14 protein-coding genes and 1 pseudogene are annotated in these 22,259 nt (G+C 60.7%); 5 read left to right on the forward strand and 10 right to left on the reverse strand.

Annotated elements, in window-relative coordinates; all coding sequences use genetic code 11:
• Window positions 1-42: 42 nt before the first annotated feature.
• Window positions 43-342, reverse strand: a complete 300-nt coding sequence (locus QYH43_RS09940; protein ID WP_095059068.1) for a hypothetical protein — start codon at window positions 340-342, stop codon at window positions 43-45.
• 118 nt (window positions 343-460) lie between these two features.
• Window positions 461-1,204 (reverse strand): tRNA (adenine(22)-N(1))-methyltransferase TrmK, encoded by a 744-nt coding sequence (locus QYH43_RS09945; protein WP_301156966.1) that lies wholly within the window; start codon window positions 1,202-1,204, stop codon window positions 461-463.
• Window positions 1,205-1,543: 339 nt separating this feature from the next.
• Between QYH43_RS09945 and QYH43_RS09950 the strand changes: the two genes are divergently transcribed.
• Window positions 1,544-5,395: an autotransporter outer membrane beta-barrel domain-containing protein gene (locus QYH43_RS09950; protein WP_301156967.1), complete on the forward strand. Its 3,852-nt coding sequence runs from the start codon at window positions 1,544-1,546 to the stop codon at window positions 5,393-5,395.
• A 117-nt stretch (window positions 5,396-5,512) separates the two neighbouring features.
• On the opposite strand, the gene QYH43_RS09955 is transcribed toward QYH43_RS09950, so the two are convergent.
• A complete protein-coding gene (locus QYH43_RS09955) occupies window positions 5,513-7,711 on the reverse strand; it encodes an OsmC domain/YcaO domain-containing protein (protein WP_301156968.1) in 2,199 nt (732 codons plus the stop codon).
• A gap of 203 nt (window positions 7,712-7,914) precedes the next feature.
• Between QYH43_RS09955 and QYH43_RS09960 the strand changes: the two genes are divergently transcribed.
• Complete coding sequence (locus tag QYH43_RS09960) at window positions 7,915-8,367, forward strand: hypothetical protein (protein ID WP_301156969.1); 453 nt, start codon at window positions 7,915-7,917, stop codon at window positions 8,365-8,367.
• 122 nt (window positions 8,368-8,489) lie between these two features.
• Window positions 8,490-8,603: pseudogene (locus QYH43_RS09965) on the forward strand (VOC family protein); the annotation flags it as partial.
• Here the strand turns inward: QYH43_RS09965 and QYH43_RS09970 are convergent.
• Window positions 8,600-8,995 carry a GFA family protein gene (locus QYH43_RS09970; protein ID WP_301156970.1) on the reverse strand — a complete coding sequence of 132 codons (396 nt, stop codon included), beginning with the start codon at window positions 8,993-8,995 and terminating at the stop codon, window positions 8,600-8,602. The pseudogene QYH43_RS09965 and the gene QYH43_RS09970 sit on opposite strands and share 4 nt — an antisense overlap.
• A gap of 111 nt (window positions 8,996-9,106) precedes the next feature.
• Between QYH43_RS09970 and QYH43_RS09975 the strand changes: the two genes are divergently transcribed.
• Window positions 9,107-10,096 (forward strand): AraC family transcriptional regulator, encoded by a 990-nt coding sequence (locus QYH43_RS09975; protein WP_095059074.1) that lies wholly within the window; start codon window positions 9,107-9,109, stop codon window positions 10,094-10,096.
• Window positions 10,097-10,147: 51 nt separating this feature from the next.
• Here the strand turns inward: QYH43_RS09975 and QYH43_RS09980 are convergent, their stop codons facing one another.
• The 6 genes from QYH43_RS09980 to pvdM form a co-directional block, all read right to left on the reverse strand.
• The gene (locus QYH43_RS09980; RefSeq protein WP_301156971.1) at window positions 10,148-12,067 is read right to left on the reverse strand and encodes a tyrosine-protein phosphatase; all 1,920 of its coding nucleotides are present in this window, start codon (window positions 12,065-12,067) and stop codon (window positions 10,148-10,150) included.
• A gap of 208 nt (window positions 12,068-12,275) precedes the next feature.
• Window positions 12,276-14,693 carry a TonB-dependent siderophore receptor gene (locus QYH43_RS09985; protein WP_095059076.1) on the reverse strand — a complete coding sequence of 806 codons (2,418 nt, stop codon included), beginning with the start codon at window positions 14,691-14,693 and terminating at the stop codon, window positions 12,276-12,278.
• 127 nt (window positions 14,694-14,820) lie between these two features.
• Window positions 14,821-16,470 (reverse strand): cyclic peptide export ABC transporter, encoded by a 1,650-nt coding sequence (locus QYH43_RS09990; protein WP_301156972.1) that lies wholly within the window; start codon window positions 16,468-16,470, stop codon window positions 14,821-14,823.
• Window positions 16,471-16,775: 305 nt separating this feature from the next.
• Window positions 16,776-17,648, reverse strand: a complete 873-nt coding sequence (locus tag QYH43_RS09995; protein ID WP_301156973.1) for a formylglycine-generating enzyme family protein — start codon at window positions 17,646-17,648, stop codon at window positions 16,776-16,778.
• A gap of 16 nt (window positions 17,649-17,664) precedes the next feature.
• The gene (locus tag QYH43_RS10000; RefSeq protein WP_301156974.1) at window positions 17,665-18,945 is read right to left on the reverse strand and encodes an aminotransferase class V-fold PLP-dependent enzyme; all 1,281 of its coding nucleotides are present in this window, start codon (window positions 18,943-18,945) and stop codon (window positions 17,665-17,667) included.
• Between the two features lie 31 nt (window positions 18,946-18,976).
• Window positions 18,977-20,326 carry a pyoverdine-tailoring dipeptidase-like protein PvdM gene (gene pvdM / locus QYH43_RS10005; protein WP_301156975.1) on the reverse strand — a complete coding sequence of 450 codons (1,350 nt, stop codon included), beginning with the start codon at window positions 20,324-20,326 and terminating at the stop codon, window positions 18,977-18,979.
• Window positions 20,327-20,532: 206 nt separating this feature from the next.
• On the opposite strand from pvdM, the gene QYH43_RS10010 reads away from it, so the two are divergent.
• A complete protein-coding gene (locus QYH43_RS10010) occupies window positions 20,533-22,152 on the forward strand; it encodes a PvdJ/PvdD/PvdP-like protein (protein WP_301156976.1) in 1,620 nt (539 codons plus the stop codon).
• The last annotated feature ends 107 nt before the right edge of the window (window positions 22,153-22,259 follow it).

Below are 22,259 nucleotides of genomic sequence, written 5' to 3' on the forward strand. Positions count from 1 at the left end.
CGAACAGCGTCGCGTGTTGGCTCACTCAAAATGACGATTCAATCAGTCTCTGCGTTTATCAAGACATTGGCGGCGTAGCACCGTGCTGTTGATGTCCTTGCAATTGACCGAGTAATCGTCATCGTCATAGTCTTTGTTTTTTGCCTTGTCTTTGGCCTTTCCACAATTGCCATTGTCATTGCAATTGCCTTTACCCTTTTGATTGTTGTCGCTGTTGTTTTTCAGACAGTTTCTGACGTCACTGGCACTGCCCGCATCATCACAATCCGAACCGGCATAGGACAGCGATGGCAAGGCCAGGGAGAGCAGGGCGGTACACACAGCGGCCGCTACGATTCGCATAACAAAACTCCTGATTAGAATGCTTTTGCGCAACTATTGCCTTGAGACACTCCCGGCTGACTATAGCAGGCCTCGGTATAAACGAATGCGTACGGCTTTATACCTTGCGTAACTCGACTCAAGCCTGTTCGCCGCTCGACGATCTGTCGAACGACCCCTGGGCCGGGCTCAACGCCAGCATTTCGCTGATCCAGCGAGCCTGCCGGGCGATGTCTTGTACCTTTTCCTCGGGCACCTGCCGCGCTCGCTCGAAGTGGCTCAGGGTCCGCTGCTTCTCACGCAGCAAGCGCTGCCACTTGGCCAGGAACACCGGGCTGCGTGCCTGCATCTGAAGCGGGCCGAAGTACAGCTCTCTGGCGGAGTACATCACCGGTCCGGCGTGCTCGGCGACGATGACTTCATAGTAGAAACGGTTCTCCCGCAGCACTTCTTCGCTGAGGATGCGGTAGCCATTGTCCATCAGCCATTGGCGCAGAGGCTGTTCGCCGCCGTTGGGTTGCAGGATCAGGCGCTCTTGGCCGCTCAGGCACGCCTTGCCGCTGTCGAGAATGTCGCGGATGGTTTCGCCGCCCATGCCGCAAATGCTGATCGCGCTAATCCCGTCTGCCGGCTCGATCGCCGCCAGGCCGTTGGCCAGGCGCACGGTGATACTCAGTTCCTGGCCGCTCTCGCGCACCGTGCGTTGTGCTGCACCAAACGGTGTCAATGCCACCTCGCCGGCCACCGCCATCGCAATGGCGCCACGGCGCATCAACGCCACCGGCAAGTAGCCATGGTCCGAGCCGATATCGGCCAGGCGTGCACCCGCCGGCACATGCGCCGCCACGCGCTCCAGGCGCATGGACAATGTCTGTTCGTTCAACTGCAGCCTCTTACTCGCCCGGGTAAACGTTGCCGTTCATGCGTGAACAAACAGTCCGGGGCAATTCTTCAAATAGGGATGAGTGCCATCTGGCGTGAGAGCCTCGCGACAGAAAGCAATCGGCCGGAAGGGTACATGGAAAAAGGGCCTGCACCTACGCTTGGTCTGGGTCATAACGCCGAACGGCGACTCACCCGGTTCTGATGTGCTGATTTTTCAGCTTTTTCGTCGCCCGCATTGAAAATCAACTAACGTTCATGACGGTGCGCAGCAGAACTTCAGGGAAGACGAAGTACCGACGTTACCAAACCAACGGTATAGCAAGACTGGGAGGTCAATATGCGATCCACGTCCGCGACAGAATCCATCGATTACAGCTTGGGCGGCCGCTGTGCTTTGCTGTTTGTCATCATCAACACGTTCTGGCTGCCGGATGCGCAAGCCGCGTGCGGGTCGGCGGCGCCCGGGGCCTATATCCTGTCCCAAACCTGTACGCCCGCGGCTGGACTTGATGCATCCATTGCCACGCAAGCGGGTACGACGATCACCACGTCTATTGGCTCGTCGGTGCTCAGTCGCGCCAATAACGGCAACTCGGCGATCACCCTCAGCGGCACCACGATCACCAGCACGCCGCCCACCGCCGCCAACGCGGTCTTCGCCAACGTGATAGGAGCGGGTGGTTCAGGGAATGCCACACTCACAGTTGATGGCGGCGTAACCACGGTCAACCTCGGTGGCTCGGGCCTCGATGCGCTGGCGATCACCAACGTCAATACCGGACTGTCCACTGTCTCGGTCACGTCCGGCACCACCCTGAACATCCTCAATACCGTCGAAGGCAACGAACACGACGGCATCGATGTGAACGCCAGTGGCGGTGGCGCGATCAATGTGGCGCATAACGGCAACGGCTCGATCACCACGTCAGGCGGCAACGGCATCTGGGCCAAAGGCACGGGCAGCGGTAACGTCAATGTGAGCGTCGCAAGTGGCGTCAGTTTCCTCGTCGACAACGCCAGCGAACTGTCCAGCGGTCCGCCTATTGGCGACGATTCGTCTCCCACCGCGGGTGTTGGCAATCACGCCGGGGTCCATACCCGTGCGATCAACGGCAACACCACGGTCGATAATGCCGCCACTGTCGAAGGGCGCGGCATGAACGCTTTCGGCATTTTTACGGAAGGCGGCACCGGCGACACCACGTTGCACAACAGCGGCTCGATCACCACCAACGGGTTGAACGGCTTCGGTATCCGCGCGCTCTCGACTACTGGCAGCATTGCCGTGGTCAACGATGGCACGATCACCACGACCGGTGGCGGCGGCCACGGTATCTACGTTAACGATAACGTTGGGGCTCTGGGCAATATCAGCATCCAGAACAATGCTCAGCTCAATGTTGGCAGCACCACCGATATCACCGGTTCGCGCGCCATCTACGTGATCAAGCGCGGAACCGGGGACGTGAACGTAACGGGCAATGGCAATATCAATGTCGTCGGTGGCCTGACGACCACCCGCGCCTACGGCATCATACTCAGTGCAGAAGGTGGCAACATCGCCGTGGATTACGCGGGTGACATCTCGGCCAGCGGCGCCGGTGCAGGCGGCATTCGGGCCGAAGCGAGGGCGGGCAGTGTGCGTGTCGATTACACCGGCAATCGCATCGAGACGTTCAACGGCAATGCGAACGGCATCTACGCCTCGACCCAGTCGGCCACGGGAACCGTGGACATCAATGCTGGCGGGACGATCATCACCCACTCCAATACCGGCGGTGGCGACGGCACCGGCATCGGCTCGTTCGGCCTGCAGGCCTTGTCCCAGGGCGGCGATGTGAATGTTGCATTTACCGGGCCGCGCATCGACGTCAACGGCTCCGGCGCCGCCATCGTGGCCGGCAATGCGTTCGATTCGGGAACCGGATTGGGCAGCCTCAATGTCAGCAACAAGGGCGAACTCATTGCGCGGGGCAATCAACAACAGGGCATTCGCACGTTTTCAACCACCGGGCAGCAGACGATCACCAACACCGGTGCGATCCAGACGCTCGGTGCCAGCAACAGCCAGGGCATTCGTGCCGAGGCTTCAGGCGCCGCCAATGTGACGGTCAACAATTCTGGGGCGATCACCACCAAGGGCACCGGATCATCGGGGATCGACGCGCAGGCGCAAGGCGGATCGGTCAGCGTCAGCAACAGCGCGGCGATTTCGGGTGGATGGGCAGACAGCAGCGGCGTCACCCTGGCCGGTGCCACGCAAGTGTTGAACAACACGGGCAACATTGCGGCGCTCAGCGATTCGGCCGTCCATGCGGATGCGAGCGGTACCGGTAGCACGTTCACACTCAATAATGCGGGGCAAATGACTGGTTCGGTCACGGCGGCAAGCGCTGTCAGCCAAGTCGCCAACTCAGGCACCTGGACCTTGCGCAATTTTGCCGACAGCACCGGCAGCGGGACCCGAGATACGTGGGGTGTTGCGGTCAGCAATCTGGGTTCGGCGACCGGCAATAGCATCGACAATACCGGCCTGATTCGCCTGGCGTCCCAGCCCACCTCCGGCATCGTCAACTTCGACAGCCGCGGGGCTTATTTACCCCTGGGCCAATCGGCCAATACGCCTTCAACGGGCGGTGTGGTGCAAGGTCAATTGCTGGGCGTGAGTCGTTTCACCCACAGTGGGACCCTTGACCTGCCCGGGGGCAGCAGCACCGTGGGCAACGTGCTGCTTATCAGCGGCGCGACCACTGCCGGTGCCGATGGGGGCGGGGTGTTCGTTTCCAACGGGGGCAGTCTGCTGCTCAACAGCACACTGAACGAAGGGGGAGCAAACAGCCGTTCTGACGTTTTGGTCGTCGACTCGACCTCGACAGGCAGCGGCGGTGCTACCAATGTTTCCGTCAGCAACATTGGCGGCCTGGGGGAGGTGACCCAAGGCAACGGGATTGCAGTGGTTGAGCTGACCAACAAGTCTGCCACGGCGAGCGACCCGAATGCCTTCCGCCTCGCGCGTCGGGTCGTCGCCGGGCCGTATGAGTATCGTCTGCAACAAGGCGCCGAGGATGGCAGCGCTAAGGACACTTGGTATCTACGCTCGGATGCCTTGATTCCGGATGATCCTCCAGGGCCTGATCCAGATCCAACGCCGGACCCAACGCCGGATCCAACACCAGACCCGGTGCCAAACTACCGGCCCGAGGTCTCGCTGTATGGTGCGCTGCCTGCGCTGGCCCTTGTCTACGGCCGGACGATGGTCGATACCCTGCATGAACGGGTCGGCGAAGAGCGCCTCAACCCTGGCGACCCGTTACCCGCCGAGGACCAGGCCACCTATTCGCCGTCGATGGGTTGGGGACGGGTGATTTATCGCAGCGGCAAGCAGGACGGGGATCGAAAAAATGCCTTGGGCAACACGCCGGAATACAACTATGACCTGACCGCGTTCCAGGTCGGTACCGACCTCTACCGTAAGGTCGACACAGATGGCAGCCATGATCAGGCGGGTGTTTCCCTGTCGGCGGGCACCCTCGATGCGGGCGTCAGCCATTACAACGGCCTGGCGGCCGGTCAGGACACCTTGCGTGCGTATGGGGTGGGCGCCTATTGGACCCATTTCGGACCTTCGGGCTGGTATCTGGACGGTGTGCTGCAAGTCAACCGCTTCGATATCGAGGCCAAGCCCAGCGAGTTGCCTGAACTGGAAACCCGAGGCTGGGGTTACACCGCTTCACTGGAGAGCGGCTACCCCTACGCAGTCGACAAAAACTGGTACGTCGAACCTCAACTCCAGGCCATCTACAGTACCGTTGACCTGGATGACAGCGATGACGCCGGGGCCAATGTGCGGTTCAAAGACGTGGAGTCATTGGTCGGGCGTTTGGGCGTGCGCATTGCCAGGGACTGGGAAACCGAAGGAACGGACAAGACCGCACGCCGCACCAACGGCTGGATTCGCCCGAGCGTCTGGCATGAATTCAAAGGGCAGCCGAAAACCGAGTTCAGTTCCCAGTCGGGTTACGTGCCGTTTGAGTCGGATATTCAGGGGACATGGGGCGAGGTCAACCTGGGGGTGGATTACCAGGCCAACCAGCGCACCACGTTCACGGCCTCGGCCGGTTATCGGCAGGGGTTCGACGGTGACAGTCATGGCTATGACGCCATGCTGGGGTTCAAGATCAACTTTTAACTGTTGTAGGAGCGAGCCTGCTCGCGATGGTCGTTAACGGAAACGCGTGCTTACTGGTTAAACGCAGCGCATTTGAGTCCATCGCGAGCAGGCTCGCTCCTACATAAAACAGAAAGGCTATTTGGTGGTGACGTTGGCCCGCGCTGTGTGCAGCTTCTTGTAGCTGTCGATCAGGCGCAGGTGTTTGTCGAGCCCTTCGAGCTTCATGCTCGTCGGCGTCAGGCCGTAGAAGCGGACGCTGCCGTCCACGGAGCCAATCACGGCGTCCATCCGCTCGTTGCCGAACATGCGACGGAAGTTGACCTCGTAATCGGCCAGTTCCAGGTCTTCGTCCAGCTTCATCTCCAGCACCGCATTCACGGCTTGGTAGAACAAGCCGCGCTCGACGGTGTTGTCGTTGTACTGCAGGAACATCTCGACCATTTCTTTCGCTTCGTCGAACTTCTGCAAGGCGAGATAGATCAGCAGTTTCAGCTCAAGAATCGTCAACTGACCCCAAGCGGTGTTGTCGTCAAATTCGATGCCGATCAACGTGGTGATGTCGGTGTAGTCATCCAGCTCGCTTTCTTCCAGACGCTTGACCAGTGCCCGCAAACCGGCCTTGTCCAGGCTGTGCAGGTTCAGGATGTCTTCACGGAAGAACAGCGCTTTGTTGGTGTTGTCCCAGATCAGATCGTCCACCGGATAGATTTCCGAGTAGTCCGGCACCAGGATGCGGCAGGCAGTTGCGCCGATGTGCTCGTACACCGCCATGTAGCTTTCTTTGCCCATGTTTTCGAGAATGCCGAACAACGTTGCGGCTTCTTCGGTGTTGGAGTTTTCACCCTGGCCGGAGAAGTCCCACTCGACAAATTCGTAATCCGACTGGGCACTGAAGAAGCGCCACGAGACCACGCCGCTCGAATCGATGAAGTGCTCGACGAAGTTGTTCGGTTCCGTCACCGCATGGCCTTCAAAGGTCGGCTGCGGCAGATCGTTGAGGCCTTCGAAACTGCGGCCCTGCAACAACTCGGTCAGGCTGCGCTCCAGCGCCACTTCGAGGCTCGGGTGCGCGCCGAAGGAAGCAAACACGCCGCCGGTACGCGGGTTCATCAGGGTGACGCACATCACCGGGAACTCGCCGCCCAGCGATGCATCCTTGACCAGCACCGGGAAGCCTTGCTCTTCCAGGCCCTGGATGCCGGCCAGAATACCGGGGTATTTCGCCAGCACTTCCTGCGGCACATCCGGCAGGGCCATTTCGCCTTCGATGATTTCGCGTTTGACTGCACGCTCGAAGATTTCCGACAGGCACTGCACCTGCGCTTCGGCCAGCGTGTTACCGGCGCTCATGCCGTTGCTCAGGTACAGGTTTTCGATCAGGTTGGACGGGAAATACACCACCTCGCCGTCAGACTGACGCACGAACGGCAGCGAAACGATACCGCGCTCTTCATTGCCGGAGTTGGTGTCGTACAAATGCGAGCCGCGCAGCTCGCCATCGCGGTTGTAAATCTTCAGGCAGTATTGGTCGAGAATCTCGGCCGGCAGTGCGTCTTTAGGGCCAGGCTGGAACCAGCGCTCGTCCGGGTAATGCACAAATGGCGCATTGGCGAGTTCTTCTCCCCAGAACTGATCGTTGTAGAAGAAGTTGCAGTTGAGACGCTCGATGAATTCGCCCAACGCCGACGCCAACGCGCCTTCCTTGGTCGCGCCCTTGCCGTTGGTAAAGCACATCGGCGAGCTCGCATCGCGGATGTGCAGCGACCAGACATTGGGAACGATGTTGCGCCACGAAGCGATTTCAATCTTCATGCCCAGCCCGGCGAGAATGCCCGACATGTTGGCGATGGTTTGCTCCAGCGGCAGGTCCTTGCCCGCAATGTAGGTGCCTGCTTCTGAGTTGGATGCCGGCATCAGCAGCGCCTGGGCATCGGCATCGAGGTTTTCCACTTCCTCGATCACGAACTCAGGCCTGGCTTGCACGACCTTTTTCACCGTGCAGCGGTCGATGGAACGCAGAATGCCCTGGCGGTCCTTTTCGGAGATATCGGCCGGCAACTCGACCTGAATCTTGAAGATCTGGTTGTAGCGGTTTTCCGGGTCAACAATGTTGTTCTGCGACAGGCGGATGTTTTCGGTGGGGATATTGCGGGTTTCGCAATACAGCTTCACGAAATAGGCCGCGCACAACGCCGACGAAGCCAGGAAGTAGTCGAACGGACCCGGTGCCGAACCATCGCCTTTGTAGCGAATCGGTTGATCGGCGATCACCGTGAAGTCGTCGAACTTGGCTTCAAGTCGAAGGTTGTCGAGAAAGTTGACCTTGATTTCCATGAGGGTTACCAGATTGCGAGCTTCAAATTGGCCGCTATTATCCGGCTTTTCACCGGGAAGTCTTGCGCTTTTGCGCAATGCCCGCTGGCCGGTCCGCCTGCGTGGCCCTGTTGATGAGCCGGCCGCCAGCCAGCGGCTGAAGCGCCATAAATGAGCTATACCCGCTAATCTCCCTTTGCAGTTCTTCTCGCAGGAGTTTGGCCATGAAACTCAGGCATTCGCTGGCAGCGCTATTGATCGTCGGCAGTCTCTACGGCTGCACCACGTCATCCGGCCACAGTGTGTATGTTCCGTTGGTTGCTACGCGGCAGAACGTCGGTCAGATCGGCAACGTCACGCTGTCCCAGTGGGACAAGCAAACCGGGCTCAGTTTCTTCATCAGCGGTGCGCCCAGTGGTGCTGTTTTGCCTCTGCGTCTCTACAGCTTCATCAACAAAGGCAGCTGCCAGCAACCGGGGCCGGTGGCCTACGCGATGAACGATACCGTCACCACCGAGCGTCAGCCGATACGCGGTTGGACGTTCTCGAGGAGCGCGCCGGTCGAGCTGTCAGCCTTGCTGGCCGGTAACTACTCCGTGGTGGTGCGCACGGCGGCGACCGATGGCAGCGTCGATATTTTTTGCGGCGACATCAAGGAACAAAGCGTGGCGAAGTAGCCAAGACCGGGTGCGAATATTGGCTGACGATGTCGAGCTAGAATGAACCGGCCAATGTCCGATTCTGGAGAAACCACATGGTCAGCAAAAACACGATTTGCCTCTGGTACGACGGTGATGCCCTGACGACGGCGATCACCGATCCGGATCCTGCCGCAGCCAAACGCGCCTTCGAAGCGATGATACAAATGGGCAAGATCGACATTGCAGGCATCGAGGCGGCGTTGAAAGGTTAGTCGTCTTCGAAACGCCCGATGCCTTCGCGATCACCCGCGTAGTGTCGGGTGAGCGGGAAGGGCGGCAACCAGGCTTCGCGGCGCACGGTCCAGCTTTCGTAAGTGGGTTTGAGTTGGTCGGGTGCATCGAGTGACCCCAGATTCACTTCGATTTCGTCGCCGCTGCGCGCAAACACCGACGAGCCGCAACGGGGGCAGAAAAACCGTCCGGCGTAGTCGCGGGTTTCGCCCTTAATGGTCACCGCCTCCTGAGGGAAGATCGCGGAGGCGTGAAACAACGCCCCATGGTGTTTGCGACAGTCCAGACAATGGCAGAGGCCGACCCGGTAAGGGCGGCCCGTCGCCACGATCTGCACGTTTGCGCACAGGCAACTTCCGGTGAATCGGTCCATGTTGCACCTCTTCTTGAATCGAGCGTTCATGAAGAATAGGCCGTCACGTGCCTGTCATTTACACCTGATAGATTCTGCGCGCCGCTTCGGCCCACTCAAGGCGACTCTCAGGTGTACTCAAGCACAACCCGCCAGCCAATTATCCTGCGCTCCGACGACATGCGCTGCGACGACTTTGGTGCAGTGTTTTCAAGGATGTTCGGCAACCTGTATGCCGACTCTCCACCGCCGCCGCGTAACATCATCATCGGTGGGGTATACGGCCGGCACGAAGGCGTGAGTTTCAGACGCATGCACTACCGGGGGGATTTCTCGGTCGACTTTCCCGAGCCTCTGGACGAGATCACTTTCGTCATTCCCACGGCCGGCAAGATCATCTTCAATCACGCCACCGAGTCGGTCGGCTTTGGTCAGATCGGCTTGGCCATCGACAAGGCCGATGTGCGTTCGGTGCGCTTTATTGAGAATCACGCGCAGCATGGCATTTCGATACGGCGCGCACTGATCACTGAGCGACTGTCGACCTTGCTGGGCAAGCCGATCCTGGAAAAAGTCGTGTTCGAGCCGGTGGTGGATCTGAAGGTGTCGGCCTTTCAGGGGATCCGTGCGCTGGTGGACCTGGCCACAGGCGCCGAGTTTGATCTGCTGATGAATACCGGTTCGCTGATGCCGTCGCGCCTGCGCGAAATGCTGGTCGATGCCGTGCTGGAGACCTGGCCGCACAACTTCACTGAAGCCCTGCGTCGCCCGGCGCCGATCATCGCGCCGCGGCATGTGAAGCTGGCGCTCGAATTCATTCAGGCGCATCCCGATAACCTGGTCAGCGGTACGGAACTGGCGAGCCTGACGAACGTCAGCCTGCGTGCGTTGCAGGACGGTTTTCAGCGTTTCGTCGGGATGTCGATCGTGGCTTACCAGCGGCAAGTGCGTCTGGAACGTGCCTATGGCGTGCTCACGCAAGGCGTCGCGCCTTCGGTGACGGAGGTGGCGTTGCAATTCGGTTTCAGCAATGTCGGCAGGTTCAGTCAGTATTTTCAGAGTGCCTACGGTGTCAGTCCGGTAGAGGTGAGGAAGGGGGTGCGGGTACGGCAACCGGCCTGATCGTTCGTGGTTCAAACCGCCGCGATGGCGGTTTGAACCGGTGGAGTTCCGTTAGAACAGATAACTGGCCTTGAGGCTGCCAAAACTGCCGTGGCTGTCACCGCCGCCCATGGCACCGAGCTCGGCACCCACGCTCAATGCGCCCAGATTGGCCATCACATTCACCCCACCCAGGAACTGGTCGCGGTTGTCGAAAGCGGCGCGCTGTTCGATGTCCAGACCCAGCAGATGGCCTTCGCTGTCGATTTCGTTGTCGCCCAATACGTGTTCGTAACCGACCTGTACACCCGGCACCAGTTGCCAGGCGCCAACGCTGACGGCGTTGAACGAGGCGTTGAGGTTGGCCACCGCGCTTTTGCGGGTCTGGTTGATGTCGTCGACGTCGAGGGCCAGCTCGCTGCCTTTTTCCTGGAAACCCGCCAGGTTCAGGTGACTGATGCGCACGCCGAGGCTCGGTTCCAGGGTCACGCCGCTGACCGGTACGCGGTAACCCAACGCCAACGTGGCACCGGTGAGGTTGCCGTGGCTGTCGCCTTTGGCCGTGCCCAGACCGCCGCCGAGGTCGCGGCTGCTGTCGTAGTCGATGTAGCCGGCGCTGGCGTCGGCGTCGATAAACAGACCGCGCTCCAGACCGTTCGGTGCAAACCGCGCACCAGCGCTGAGGAAAGTCAGGTCGGTGTCCGCTTCGCCCCCTGCGCCGCCGACGCTGCCCTTGCTGTAGCCAAAGCCACCGTAGGCGCTGAACTGCTCGGAGAAACGCTGTGTCAGGCCGATCATCAGGCCCTGGCTGTGCTCGTTGCTGCTCTCGGCGTGGGCCGAGCCGTCAGTGCCCAGATAGCCCGCCAGCGCGGTGCTCCACAACCGGTATTGCCCGGCCTTGAGGTCAATGCCGCTGGTGAACGGCGCCGCGGCCTGATCGATCATCGTGTTTTGACGCAGCAAATAGCTGGCGGCATCGGCATGCACCTGGCCGCCGACGGTGGACTGCACACCGCCAAGGTCACCGGCGTCGATGGCCGATTGCAGGTAGTAGTTGTAGTCGCTGTAAGTGCCGGACAGGCGGGTGTTCTGCAATTGTTGCAGCAGCTGCGCACCGGCCGCGGCATTGCCGACAAAACCTGCCTGGCCCGGCAGGCTGTTGTACTCGACCATCTTGCCGCGCAGCACGTAGATCGTCTCTTGCGACAGACCCAGGCCTTGCTTGAGGTAGTTGTCCATCGTGCCGTACTGCGCGGTGACTTCGTCCAGGCCGGCTTGCAGGTAGCTGGCCTCTACGCCGAGCAACGGCGCATAAATCGCCGCCATGCTCGGCGGCAACGCTTTGAGGGTCGCTGCCATGCGAGCAGCGGTGTAGTCGTTGGTCGCCAGGTAGTCGCTCATGATGGTTGCGCTGTCGACCCCGGCGATGCTTTGCAGCACGGCGGCGGTCCAGCCGGTGCGGTCCTTGCCAGCGGTGCAATGGAACAGTGCGGCGCCGTCAACCGCGGCGAGTTCATTGAACAGCCGGGTGAACTGGCCGCGCATCCCGGCGTCCCTGACGAAGGCGCGGTTGGTGTCTTGCATCATGGCGAGGGCTTCGGCGGCGCTGTGGAACGAGATGTTGGTGATGTTCGAGCCCGATGCGGTGGCGCCGATGATGTCGATGTTGCTGTAGGTCGCCCCGCTGATCAGGGTGTCGGGCGTGGCGGCGATTTCGCTCGGCGTGCGCAGGTCGTAGATCGACTTGATGCCCAGGCTGTTCAGGGTGGTCAGGTCTGCCGCAGACGGGGTCAGTGCATTGGAGCGATAGAACACCCCGGCGCGCATCGTGCCGTCGTTGGCTGTGGAATAGGCGGTGGTGGTGCCGGCGACATCCCGGAAATTGTCCATGCCCTTCAGGCGCGGGGTGTTGAGCGGGGCGGTCTCGGCAGCCTGGGCGGCGGCGATGGACAGGCTCAGAACGGACAGCGAACACACAAGACGTTGAAACACGATGCAGCCTCATTGATCAAGCGGTGGGCTGGCTACTATCTGATTCGAAATGACGCTTAATGTTACAAACTCTCGGTGGCAGAAAATGCCTGCGCGATCTGTCCAGAAGGTTCGTCTTCTGTCTGGTCAGCTGTTTTTTGGGGGTGTCCAAAAAACAAAACCGGGCCGCAAGGGGCCCGGTGGTGTGCAGCGATGAAGCCTTCGTCAATCAGTACTGGGCGCGTACGCTCAGGGTAAAGGTGCGCGGGTCACCGTAGAAGTTGGTGCCCCAGGCCGCATCGACGCGGTCGTAGTACTTGCGGTCGAACAGGTTGTTGGCAGTCAGTGTCGTCGACAGATGATCGTTGAACTTGTAGCCGATCTGGGCCGTGGTGACGGCATAGCCAGCTTGTTTGAATTTCACGTCACGCTGGTAGTACGTTTCGCTGACGGCACGCACGCCACCGCCGATGTTGAAGTCCTTGAGCGGTCCGTCGGTGAAGTCGTACTTGGTCCACAGGTTGTAGTTGTGCTTGGGCGTGATGGTGCTGAAGGTCTTGCCTTTGTTGGCGTCTGCGGCTTCCAGGTACTTGGTGCTGGTATAGGCGTAACCCGTGACGATGCTCCAGTTGTCGGTCAGGTTACCGCTCAACTCGGTTTCCCAACCCTGGCTGCGTGCCTTGCCCTCGGTCATGTAGGCACCGGTGGAGTCGTCGTACTCGGCCCGGTTTTCATCGTAAATGCGGAATGCAGCGATGCTGGCGTTCAGGCGACCGTCGAAGAACTCGCGCTTGAGGCCGATCTCATACTGTTCGCCTTCGCGGGGGCCGACCGGCTCGCCATCACTGCCGATTTCGCTTTGTGGCTTGAATACGCCGGTGTAGCTGAAGTAGGTCGACAGCTCCGGGGTGATCTTGCCGATGATAGCGCCGTACGGCACGACTTTGTGGGTGATGCTGGTGTGCGCTTCGCCGTAGTTGTTGAAGAAGGCGTTCTCGTTTTTCGCGTCGCTTTCGTACCAGGTTACGCGGCTGCCGCCGATGACATCGAGCCAATCGGTGACGTTGAATTTGGCGCGAGTGTAGAGGCCGTACTGGTCGGACTTGGACCAGTTGCCGTTGACGTGCTCGTAGTCGTTGCGTGGAATGTCGATGCTGCCCGGATCGTACACGTTGATCGGAAAGTACTCGCCACCGCCGTAGGTGAAGTCCTTGTCCAGATGCTGGTACTCGCCGCCCAGGGTGAACTCGTGCTGGCGATCGGCAAATTCGAATGGTGTGGTGACGAAGCTGTCGACGCCGATGGTCTTGATGTGGGTGTAGTAGTCGTACGCCACCGCCCAGCTGTCGCCGGTCTCGGGATCGACCGGACCGTCGGCCCAGGTGAAGTTACGCTCCGGGGTTTCGGCATCGCGGTAGGTCACGGTGGTCTTGAACTGACCGCCGTTGTCCAGCGCGTGGTCCACTTCAGCAAAGGTTTCCCAGACTTTTTCGTTGAGGGTGTTCCACTTGGCATCGACGAAGGTCGAGCGGGGGACGTCCAGCATGCTGCCGTCGGAGTAAGCCGGGAGGCCGAATGCCGGGGTGGAATTGTTCTTCTGGAAGGCGCCGCCGACCGACAGGGTGGTGGCCGGGTCGAGGTCGAATTCCAGACGACCGTAAACCATCGGGCGTTCGTTCTTGGCGTAGTCGACGTAGGATTTGTTGTTCTCGTAGGCGGTTACGAAACGCCCGCGAAAGGTCCCCTGGTCGTTCAACGGGCCGGTGACGTCCACCGAGGACCGGTAGTGGTCATAAGAACCGCCCGCCACTTCGCCACTCAGGGCGAATTTGTCCAGGGCGCGCTTGCGCACCACGTTGATCGTACCGCCAGGTTCGCCAGCGCCCTGATACAGGCCCGACGGACCGCGCAGCACTTCGACGCGGTCGTACATCGCCAGGTCGAAGCTGGTGGACAGGTCGCCCTGACCGGTCGGTTGCGACACGCCGTCGACCTGCACCTGGTCGACGAGGAAGCCACGCATGTAGACGTCGTTGAGGCTGGAACCGGCGTTGTAGGTCTTGATCGTCACGCCGGTGACCTGGCGCATGGCGTCTTGCAGGCTGTTCAGGTTCTGGTCGTCCATGCGCTGGCGCGTAACGACGGACACGGACTGCGGGATGTCTTTGACCTTGATATTGCCCTTGCCGATGCTGACTTCATCGCTGGTGTAGGAGTGCGTGCCTTCGGTGGTCGGCCCAAGCGCCAGGCCCGTGATCGAAGTGGCGCCCAGTTGCAGCGTGCTGGAGTTGTCCGCCGTCGGTACCAGTGAAACCGTGTTGCCATTCAGTTGAAAACCGATGCCGCTCCCCAGCAGCAAGGTTTTCAGTGCCTGCTCCGGCTCCAGGTTTCCGGACACCGCAGTCGACTTGAGGCCGTTGACCATGTCCTGGCTGTAGAGAATCTGCAGGTTGGTCTGTTGACCCAGTTGGCGCAATGCACTGGCCAGCGACTGAGACGGCACGTTGACATTCACCGGCGCGGCTTCAACCTGGGAGGTGCCCAGCAGCAACAGGGTCAGCAGCGCGCCCGGCAAGACCGTTCGAAATTTCTTTTGCCGTTCGATGGCGAGTGCCAGCGGTGCGCGGGACAGAGTAAGGCTTTGCATTGCTCGAATCGCTCCAGAAGGGGGTGTGCAGATTTTTTGTTAATGATAATTATTATTAGACGGGCCACTTCGGCTAAACCGGAAAACAAACTTCAAAAAACAATGACCTGCGTGTCGACTGCCGCTGTCAGGCGGCGGTGCGCTCGGTCACGACCCGCCCCGATGCCATGCGCACCAGTTGATCGGCCATGTCGAAATAGCGGTCGTCGTGGGAGATGACGATGATGGTTTTGCCCAGGCGCTTAAGGTCCGGGAGCAGCTCGGTGTAGAAGATCCGGCGGAAGGTCGGGTCCTGGTCGGCGGCCCATTCGTCAAACACCAGCACCGGGCGTTCTTCGAGCCAGGCATTGACCAGCGCCAGGCGCTTGCGCTGTCCGGTGGACAGGTCGGTGGTGCTGAAACGACCGTCGTTGACGCTGACCTTGTGCGCAATCTCCAGCCGTTGCAGGTATTGATTGGCGTCTTCCGGAATGTGCTGATCGCCTTGCACCACGTCATCGAACAGGTAGTAGTCGGCGAAAATTGTGGTGAACAACTGGCGGTAGTCGTCTCGGTTCTGCGCATCGATGCCTTGACCGTTGAGCAGGATGGCGCCCTGCTGCGGCGCGTAGAGGCCCAGCAGCAGTTTGATCAACGTGGTCTTGCCGCAACCGTTTTCGCCGACGATGAATATGATCTCGCCTTGTTCGATGGTCAGGTTCACCGGCCCCAGGCGAAACGCTTCGCTGCCCGGTGCGGCCGGGAACGCATAGCTGACATTGTCCAGTTGCAGGCGGTTGACCACGCTCGGCGCGATGCCTTTGTCGTTGAGCAACAGGTGCGGCTCGGGTGAGGAAAACTGGCTCGACAGCTCGGCGATGCGACGGAACGCAATGCGTGCCCGGCTCACGATCGGCAAGGTGCTGACCAGATGTTCAATCGGCCCTTTCATGTACAGCAGCACCAGGACGAAGCCGCTCATCACCGCTTTGTCGGCGCTCGGCCAGAACGATTGCAGGGCCAGCGCCAGGCCGATCACCACGAAGAACAGCATCGAGCCCAGGGTCTTGGCGATCACGAAGGTGTTGATCGAACGCACTTGGGTGTTGCAGATGAAATCGGCCGTGCCCTTGATGCCCGATTCGAACATGCGCTGGCGACGTGGACGGTGAATTCGCAATTCCTTGGCGCCACCGGCGATGGCGTTGTAGTGCTTCTGCAAGTCGTCTTCGGCGTCGCGGGCGGCCATGAAACCCTGGATGCCCTTGCCCTGTGCGTAGAACTGAATGCCGGTGCCGATGGCAATCGCCACCACCATCATCAGGAACATCGGCCACGACAACATGGCCAGGTAACCCATGCAGCCGAGGGTCACGGTCAGGGAAATGGCCAGGGGCGCGAAGGCGAAAGCGAAGTCGCTGATGGTGTCGACGTCATGGGTCAGCACCGGGATCAAGCGATGGCTGCGGTAGCGCTCGATCTGTTCGATGGGCGCTGAAAGCACCTTCTCCCCGAGCTCTTTGCGCAGTTTGGCAATGATGTGCTGGCCGACGTAGTTGGTGCCGATGTCCGAGCAGATCGAGCTGCCGAGCGCCAGCAGGCACAGACCACCGAACAGGGCGACCACGCCTTGGGTCAGGCCATCCGCCGAGTGCAGCGCGTTGTTGATCGTGGCCAGCAGCACCGTCACGCACAGACCGCCGACCATACCCAGAAGGATCGACAGACTGACAACCAGCCGGAACGGTTTCAGGAGGGTGAACAATTCATGAATTGCACCACGCGTTGGCTGGGTCATGAGCAGAGGGTTCCTTGGGTGTTGAGGCAGATACCCAGTAGAACGTCTGATGGAGGGCATAATTTAAACGGTGGACGATGCAAAACCTGTGGGAGCGAGCCTGCCAGTCAACGACGATGTTGAATGTACCGGCCTCATCGCGAGCAAGCTTGCTCCTACAGGTTGGGTGCCGTTCGAGAACTTTGAGTTCGACGCAAAAACTGTAGGAGCTGGCTTGCCAGCGATGGCGGTCTGCTAGTCAACAACGATGTCGGATGTACGGCCTCTTCGCGAGCAAGTCTGCTCCCACAAGGGTTGGGGAGGAATCAGAGCGTGCGCACGACGCGGAAACCGATCCAGTCGCCACGGGTTTGCGGGTCGATGTCGTTGCGGTTACCCGAGCGCGAAAACACGGGTGCTTCGCCCCAGTCGTTGCCGCGAATGCGCAGGGTGTCGCAGTTCGGTTCGGTCCAGGCGCTGCCGTCGGTGGGCGCGCCAACGTAGTCCGGGTGGTAGCAGTCGGCGATCCACTCGTAGACGTTGCCGTGCATGTCGTACATGCCGAACGCGTTGGGCGGGTAGCTGCCGACCGGCGAGCTGTAGCTGTAGCCATCGACCGGGCCGTAGGTGTTGGCGTGGGTGGCGATGCTGTACTCGGTGCCCGGGTCGAACGGGAAGGGGAACGGTCCGCTTGAGCCTGCACGGGCGGCGTATTCACGCTGGGCCTCGCTGACGATGTGGTAGTGCTGACCGGTTTTCATCGACAGCCACGCGACATAGGCGCTGACCTCGGCGAAGTTCATGCACACCGCTGGCTGGCGAGGGCCCTGGGGGTAGCGCGGCTTGCTGTTGATGCACTCGCGACCGGGGCGGGTGTCGCCGTCGGGCAGGGTGGTCCCGGTTTCCTTGAGGTACTGGCTCCACTCGCCAGCGGTGATCTGGTAGCGACTCATGGCGAAGGGTTTGTCGAACGTCACCTCATGCAGCGGACCTTCGTCGGGCTCGCGACCGAGCTCGCCTTCCGGGGTGCCCATGGTGAACGTGCCTGCCGGCAGCACCACCATTTCCGGGCAATTGCGGCAATCCTTGAAAACCTTGCCTGCCAGTGGCGGGGTATGGGCCTGGGCGAGGCCCGGCAAGGCGCTGCCGAGCACGGCCAACAGCGTCAGCGCGCCGAGTTTTTTCAGGGTGCTTTTCATAGTGGCTTTCGCTCAGTCAGATCTGGTTGGCCAACAGTTCCATCAGACGGTCGATGTGCGCTTCGGTGTTGAGCAAGCCCGGCGAGACACGAATGATCGGCCCGACATCGCGATCAACGGCGTCGCACACTACGCGCTGGTCCATCAGGTAGTTTGCGACCTCCTCACAGTCCCGGTTCTTGATGCGGAAAAAGGTGAAACCGGCCGAATACTCAGGCGACAGCGGCGTGACCAGCTCCACCGACGGGTGCGCTTGCAGACGCTTTTTCAGGTAGCTGTTGATCTCGTGGATGCGTGCAGCGACGTCGGCCTTGCCCAGTTCCAGGTGCAGCTTGAACGCCTCGGTCAGCGCCCAGCGGTGCTCGAACGAGTGATAACCGCCATAAGTCATCACCGTCGAAAACTGAGTCGCTTCGGAGAAGGTCGGGATGGTCGGGGTGACGTCCTTGAGCTCGTCGGAGCGGGCGCAGATGATCCCGGTGCCCCGTGGGCCGAACATCCATTTGTGGGTGCCGGCAATGAAGAAATCGCAGTGCATGTCCGGGAAATCGACGTTCTCCACGCCGAAGCCGTGCACGCCATCGACCACGTAGAGGATGCGGTCCTTGTCGTCGCGGCCGCGGTTTTTCTCTTCCACCAGTTTGCCGATCTCACCGATGGGCAGCTTCACGCCGCTGCCGGAGTGCACCCAGGTCATGCCCAGCACACGGGTCTCGGGGCGAATGTTGCTTTCAATCGCCGCCAGCACTTCGGCGGTCGAGACCTTGGACGGGTCTTCGAACAGTTTGATTTTGCGGACCTGGGTGCCGTCCTTCTGGGTGCGGTATTTGAAGACGCTGTTGGCGGCGTAGTGCTCGTGTTCGCTGGTGAGAATTTCCTGATCCGAGCGCACGTGGATGCCCGCGTAAATCATCGCCAGGCCTTCGGTGGTGCTGCCGGTCAGGGCGATCTGCGACGGCTTGGCCTTCAAGTAGCGACCGGCCCAGACGCGCACTTCTTCCTCGCGTTTCTCGGTTTCGCCACGATGCCAATCCATGGCCAGGCCTGGGTTGCGGTCAAGGTTGACACGGTGCATTTCGATGGCTTCACGCACTGGGTGCGGGTGCGAGGTCACCAGGAAATTGGCGAAATGCAGGTAGTTCGGGTCCTGGGTGAACAACTGGCGCAACTGGTCCCATTTGTCTTTCGGTAGCGGAGCAGGGCTGGCAGCCAGTGCCGGCAGATTCACGGCCGAGGCCAGGGGGATACCGGCGGCCAGGATGCCGGCCTGCTTGAGGAATGAACGACGGTTGGTCATGGGTTCGGTTCGCTTTGGCAAAAGTAAAAAATCAGTTCTGGACGACGGGCCGGGAGGACTTTTGCACCTGGTCCCAAACCCGCAGGAAATTGCCGCCCCAGAGCTTGGCGATGTCGGCTTCACCGTAGCCGCGGCTGATCAGTTCGGCGGTCACGTTGCGGGCCTCGCTGACGTCTTTCCAGCCGTCGAGGCCGCCTCCGTCGTTGAAGTCGGAACTGATGCCGACGTGGTCGATGCCGATTTTCTTCACGGCATAATCGATGGCGTCGCCGTAATCCTTGAGGGTGGCCTTGGGTTCTTCGTCGAGGATCGAATAGAGCTGGCTGGCGTACTCGCCGAAACGCTGTTCCGGCCAGACGGTGATCACCGGGTCGCCGGGCATCAGCGCCATCTCCAGGCCTTGCAACGGTTGCAAGTCGAAGCGGGCGCGCAGGGCGTTGAGCTTGTCTTGGGTGGCCTGGCTCAGCGGGCGGATGTAGGTCGGGAAGCCGACAATCTGCACCACGCCGCCGCTGTGTTTGATCAGCTGCATTTCCTGGTCACTGAGGTTGCGCGGGATGTCCACCAACGCTCGCGGAGCCGAGTGGGACGCGACCATCGGCGTGCGGCTCAGTTGCGCGACTTGCTCCAGGGCCTTGGTCGACATCTGCGACACATCGATGATTACGCCCAGGTCGTTAAGGCGCTGCACCGCTTGTTTGCCGATGTCCGAGAGCCCGCCGAGGGCATCCCGTGAATCGTTGAAAAATGGCAGCGGTCGCGACGAGTCGGCCCAGGCGTTGTTGCCCACATAACTGAAGCCGAACATGCGCATGCCTCGGGCCGCCCACTTGTCCAGCGCATTGAGGTCATTGCCCAGCGGGTAGGCGTTGAGCATGCTCATGAAAATCGCGAACTTGCCTTCACCGTGCAGGCGACGGAAATCGTCGGGGGTGTAGGCGATGGCCACTTGATTGGGAAAGTCGCGGACCATCGTGCTGATGATCTTGTAGCGGGTCTCTTGCTCGTGCCGGGCTTCGTCGATGAAACCGGCAGTAGGGCGGTGGGGTGCGTTGGGGCCGTTCCAGATTTCCGGCCAGCCGAAGATCGTCAGCGCTGCGCCGGACAGGCGACCGCGCCCGGTCTTGACCAGGTCGAACTGGCCTTCGCCGTCCTTGTCCACCTCGTTGCCGGCGGTACCGAAATCAATCGGCACGGTGATGTGGCTGTCGAACGACAGGATGCGCTCCTGCAAGGCATCGGCCTGTTTCATCACCTTGACCGGATAGCCGGGATTGTCCTTGAACCAATAATCCCAAGCCGCGTAGCCGGCACCCGCGCTGATCGCCAGGGCCAGCGGCAGGCCGATGTAAAGAGCCTTTTTCGAACGTGGTTTTGTCATTGCCGTCTCAGTCGGGGTCGCCGTCAGGGTGCAGGCGCGGGGCCTTTGCTATCTGGGGGGAACGAGTGGACGGGCTGAGAATTTAGGTGTTTGTGCCGGCCTCTTCGCTGGCAAGCCAGCTCCTACAGTGAAGCCGTTAAATTTGTCGGCGCAACAAACGTTCTAGCTTGGATAAAGCCTGCTCCATGGCTGACACAGGTAGGGCAATGACGATTTCTCGACGATGGTTCCTCGCGGGTGTGGCGCTGACCGGTGCTGCCCTGCCTGCGGTGTATTACGGGCATCGCGAGTTGACCAGAGCGGACCCGACGATCACACCCGGCGAAGCGTCGTTCGAGGTGGCGGATGTCGCCGGTCAGCGCCTCGCGGATACGCTGCGCGGTGTCTGGCAGATTCGTTTTGAAGGTCGGGACGCCGGTATCGAGGGCTTGCCGCTGGAGGGCCTGGAAGTGTTTCTCGACATCGGCCACAAGGGGCGCGGTGTCAGCGGTTTCCTTGACACCGCCGAGCGTTTGCGCGCACGCGAAACGCCCCGTTACCGCGTGCTCGGCGATCTGGCCGGGGCGAATCCGGCGCAGTTGAGCTGGCGGCTGGTCAGTGCCAACGGCAGCTGCGACTACGAGTTCAACATGACCCTGGATGAGGTCTGGGCCGGTTTCGGTAACGCTGGCAGCGGTACCCTCAGTGGCCGCGTGCTGAATCTGGATCGTCCGCTGATGCTGACCGCTCAGGACAATCGCTTCATCGCGGTCAAACGCGTGTTCCCCGAAGCACGCGAACGCACCGGGCTCAACCCGACCTTGCTGGCCTGGCTGGTGTCCCCGGAACATCGGCTGTTTCACCAGCTCTGGCATGCCTCCCGGGACAAGTGGCACAAGTTGTCTGAAGACCAGCGCGGCGCCTTGCGCGGCCTCGGCTGGCAGCCCGGCCCTCGGGACCAGGAGCGCGATGCCCGGGGCGAGCGCAAGGATCGCAATGGTTCGGGGGTGGATTTTTTCTTCATGCACCGGCACATGCTCGGCACGGCGCGCACGATGCAGGACTTGCCGTCCTGGTCGCGTTTCCCGTTGCCGCAGCCGGAACTGGCCCGGGACCGGCTCGGTTTCGCTCGTTACTTCGACAACCACGACGGCACCTCGCTGCCGCCGACCTGGCTGGCCGAGGACGATGACGAATACTCGCAATGGGTCAGTGACATCAAGACCAGCGAGACCTATCACAGCAACTTCCAGGTCTGGGAATCGCGCTACCGCGACCCGCGTTACCTGTCGACGCTGACGTTGGGTCAGTTCGGTTCAGAGGTCGAACTGGGCCTGCACGACTGGCTGCACATGCGCTGGGCCTCGGTGCCGCGCGATCCCTCGAACGGCCAACCGGTGCCGTTCGCCCGTGATCCCTCGGACTTTTCCGCACGCTGGTTTGCGCCGGAAAACGATTTTCTCGGCGACCCGTTTTCCTCCCATGTCAGCCCGGTGTTCTGGCACTTTCATGGCTGGATCGACGATCGCCTGGAAGACTGGTTTCGCGCCCACGAGCGCTTCCATCCGGGGCAGGTCAGTCGGTTGCAGGTCAACGGTGTGCAATGGTTCGCGCCGGGGCGCTGGGTCGAAATCGATGACCCGTGGCTGGGGCCGGTCACTCATGGTTGTAGCACCACGCCGGGATTGCAGGCTGGAAAGTCAGTGGAAATGGACCCGGAAACCATGAAGCTGGCGTTGCGGATTACGTTTGGCGAGGATGAAAAGAAACTGGCGGATCTGTTTCGCAAGGTCCCACAGCGGCCGTGGTATGCGCGCCATCTGAAGGCCAGGCAAACTCCGGTTTGATACCGCGTAATCGTTCAATCGCTGACAAGCCAGCTCCTACAGGTTTTGTGTCGTGCCCGAACCAGGCGGCAACCACAAAACTTTGTAGGAGCGGGCTTGCCCGCGAT

The sequence above is a fragment of the Pseudomonas sp. C32 genome (genome assembly GCF_030417915.1).
In the GTDB taxonomy this organism is placed as follows: Bacteria; Pseudomonadota; Gammaproteobacteria; order Pseudomonadales; family Pseudomonadaceae; genus Aquipseudomonas.

Bases quoted from the DNA above. Each gene is read 5' to 3' on its own strand.
- QYH43_RS09940 (WP_095059068.1), bottom strand. From the start codon at position 342: ATGCGAATCGTAGCGGCCGCTGTGTGTACCGCCCTGCTCTCCCTGGCC.
- QYH43_RS09950 (WP_301156967.1), top strand. From the start codon at position 1,544: ATGCGATCCACGTCCGCGACAGAATCCATCGATTACAGCTTGGGCGGC.
- QYH43_RS09955 (WP_301156968.1), bottom strand. From the start codon at position 7,711: ATGGAAATCAAGGTCAACTTTCTCGACAACCTTCGACTTGAAGCCAAG.
- QYH43_RS09960 (WP_301156969.1), top strand. From the start codon at position 7,915: ATGAAACTCAGGCATTCGCTGGCAGCGCTATTGATCGTCGGCAGTCTC.
- QYH43_RS09970 (WP_301156970.1), bottom strand. From the start codon at position 8,995: ATGGACCGATTCACCGGAAGTTGCCTGTGCGCAAACGTGCAGATCGTG.
- QYH43_RS09985 (WP_095059076.1), bottom strand. From the start codon at position 14,693: ATGCAAAGCCTTACTCTGTCCCGCGCACCGCTGGCACTCGCCATCGAA.
- QYH43_RS09990 (WP_301156972.1), bottom strand. From the start codon at position 16,470: ATGACCCAGCCAACGCGTGGTGCAATTCATGAATTGTTCACCCTCCTG.
- QYH43_RS09995 (WP_301156973.1), bottom strand. From the start codon at position 17,648: ATGAAAAGCACCCTGAAAAAACTCGGCGCGCTGACGCTGTTGGCCGTG.
- QYH43_RS10000 (WP_301156974.1), bottom strand. From the start codon at position 18,945: ATGACCAACCGTCGTTCATTCCTCAAGCAGGCCGGCATCCTGGCCGCC.
- pvdM (WP_301156975.1), bottom strand. From the start codon at position 20,326: ATGACAAAACCACGTTCGAAAAAGGCTCTTTACATCGGCCTGCCGCTG.
- QYH43_RS10010 (WP_301156976.1), top strand. From the start codon at position 20,533: ATGACGATTTCTCGACGATGGTTCCTCGCGGGTGTGGCGCTGACCGGT.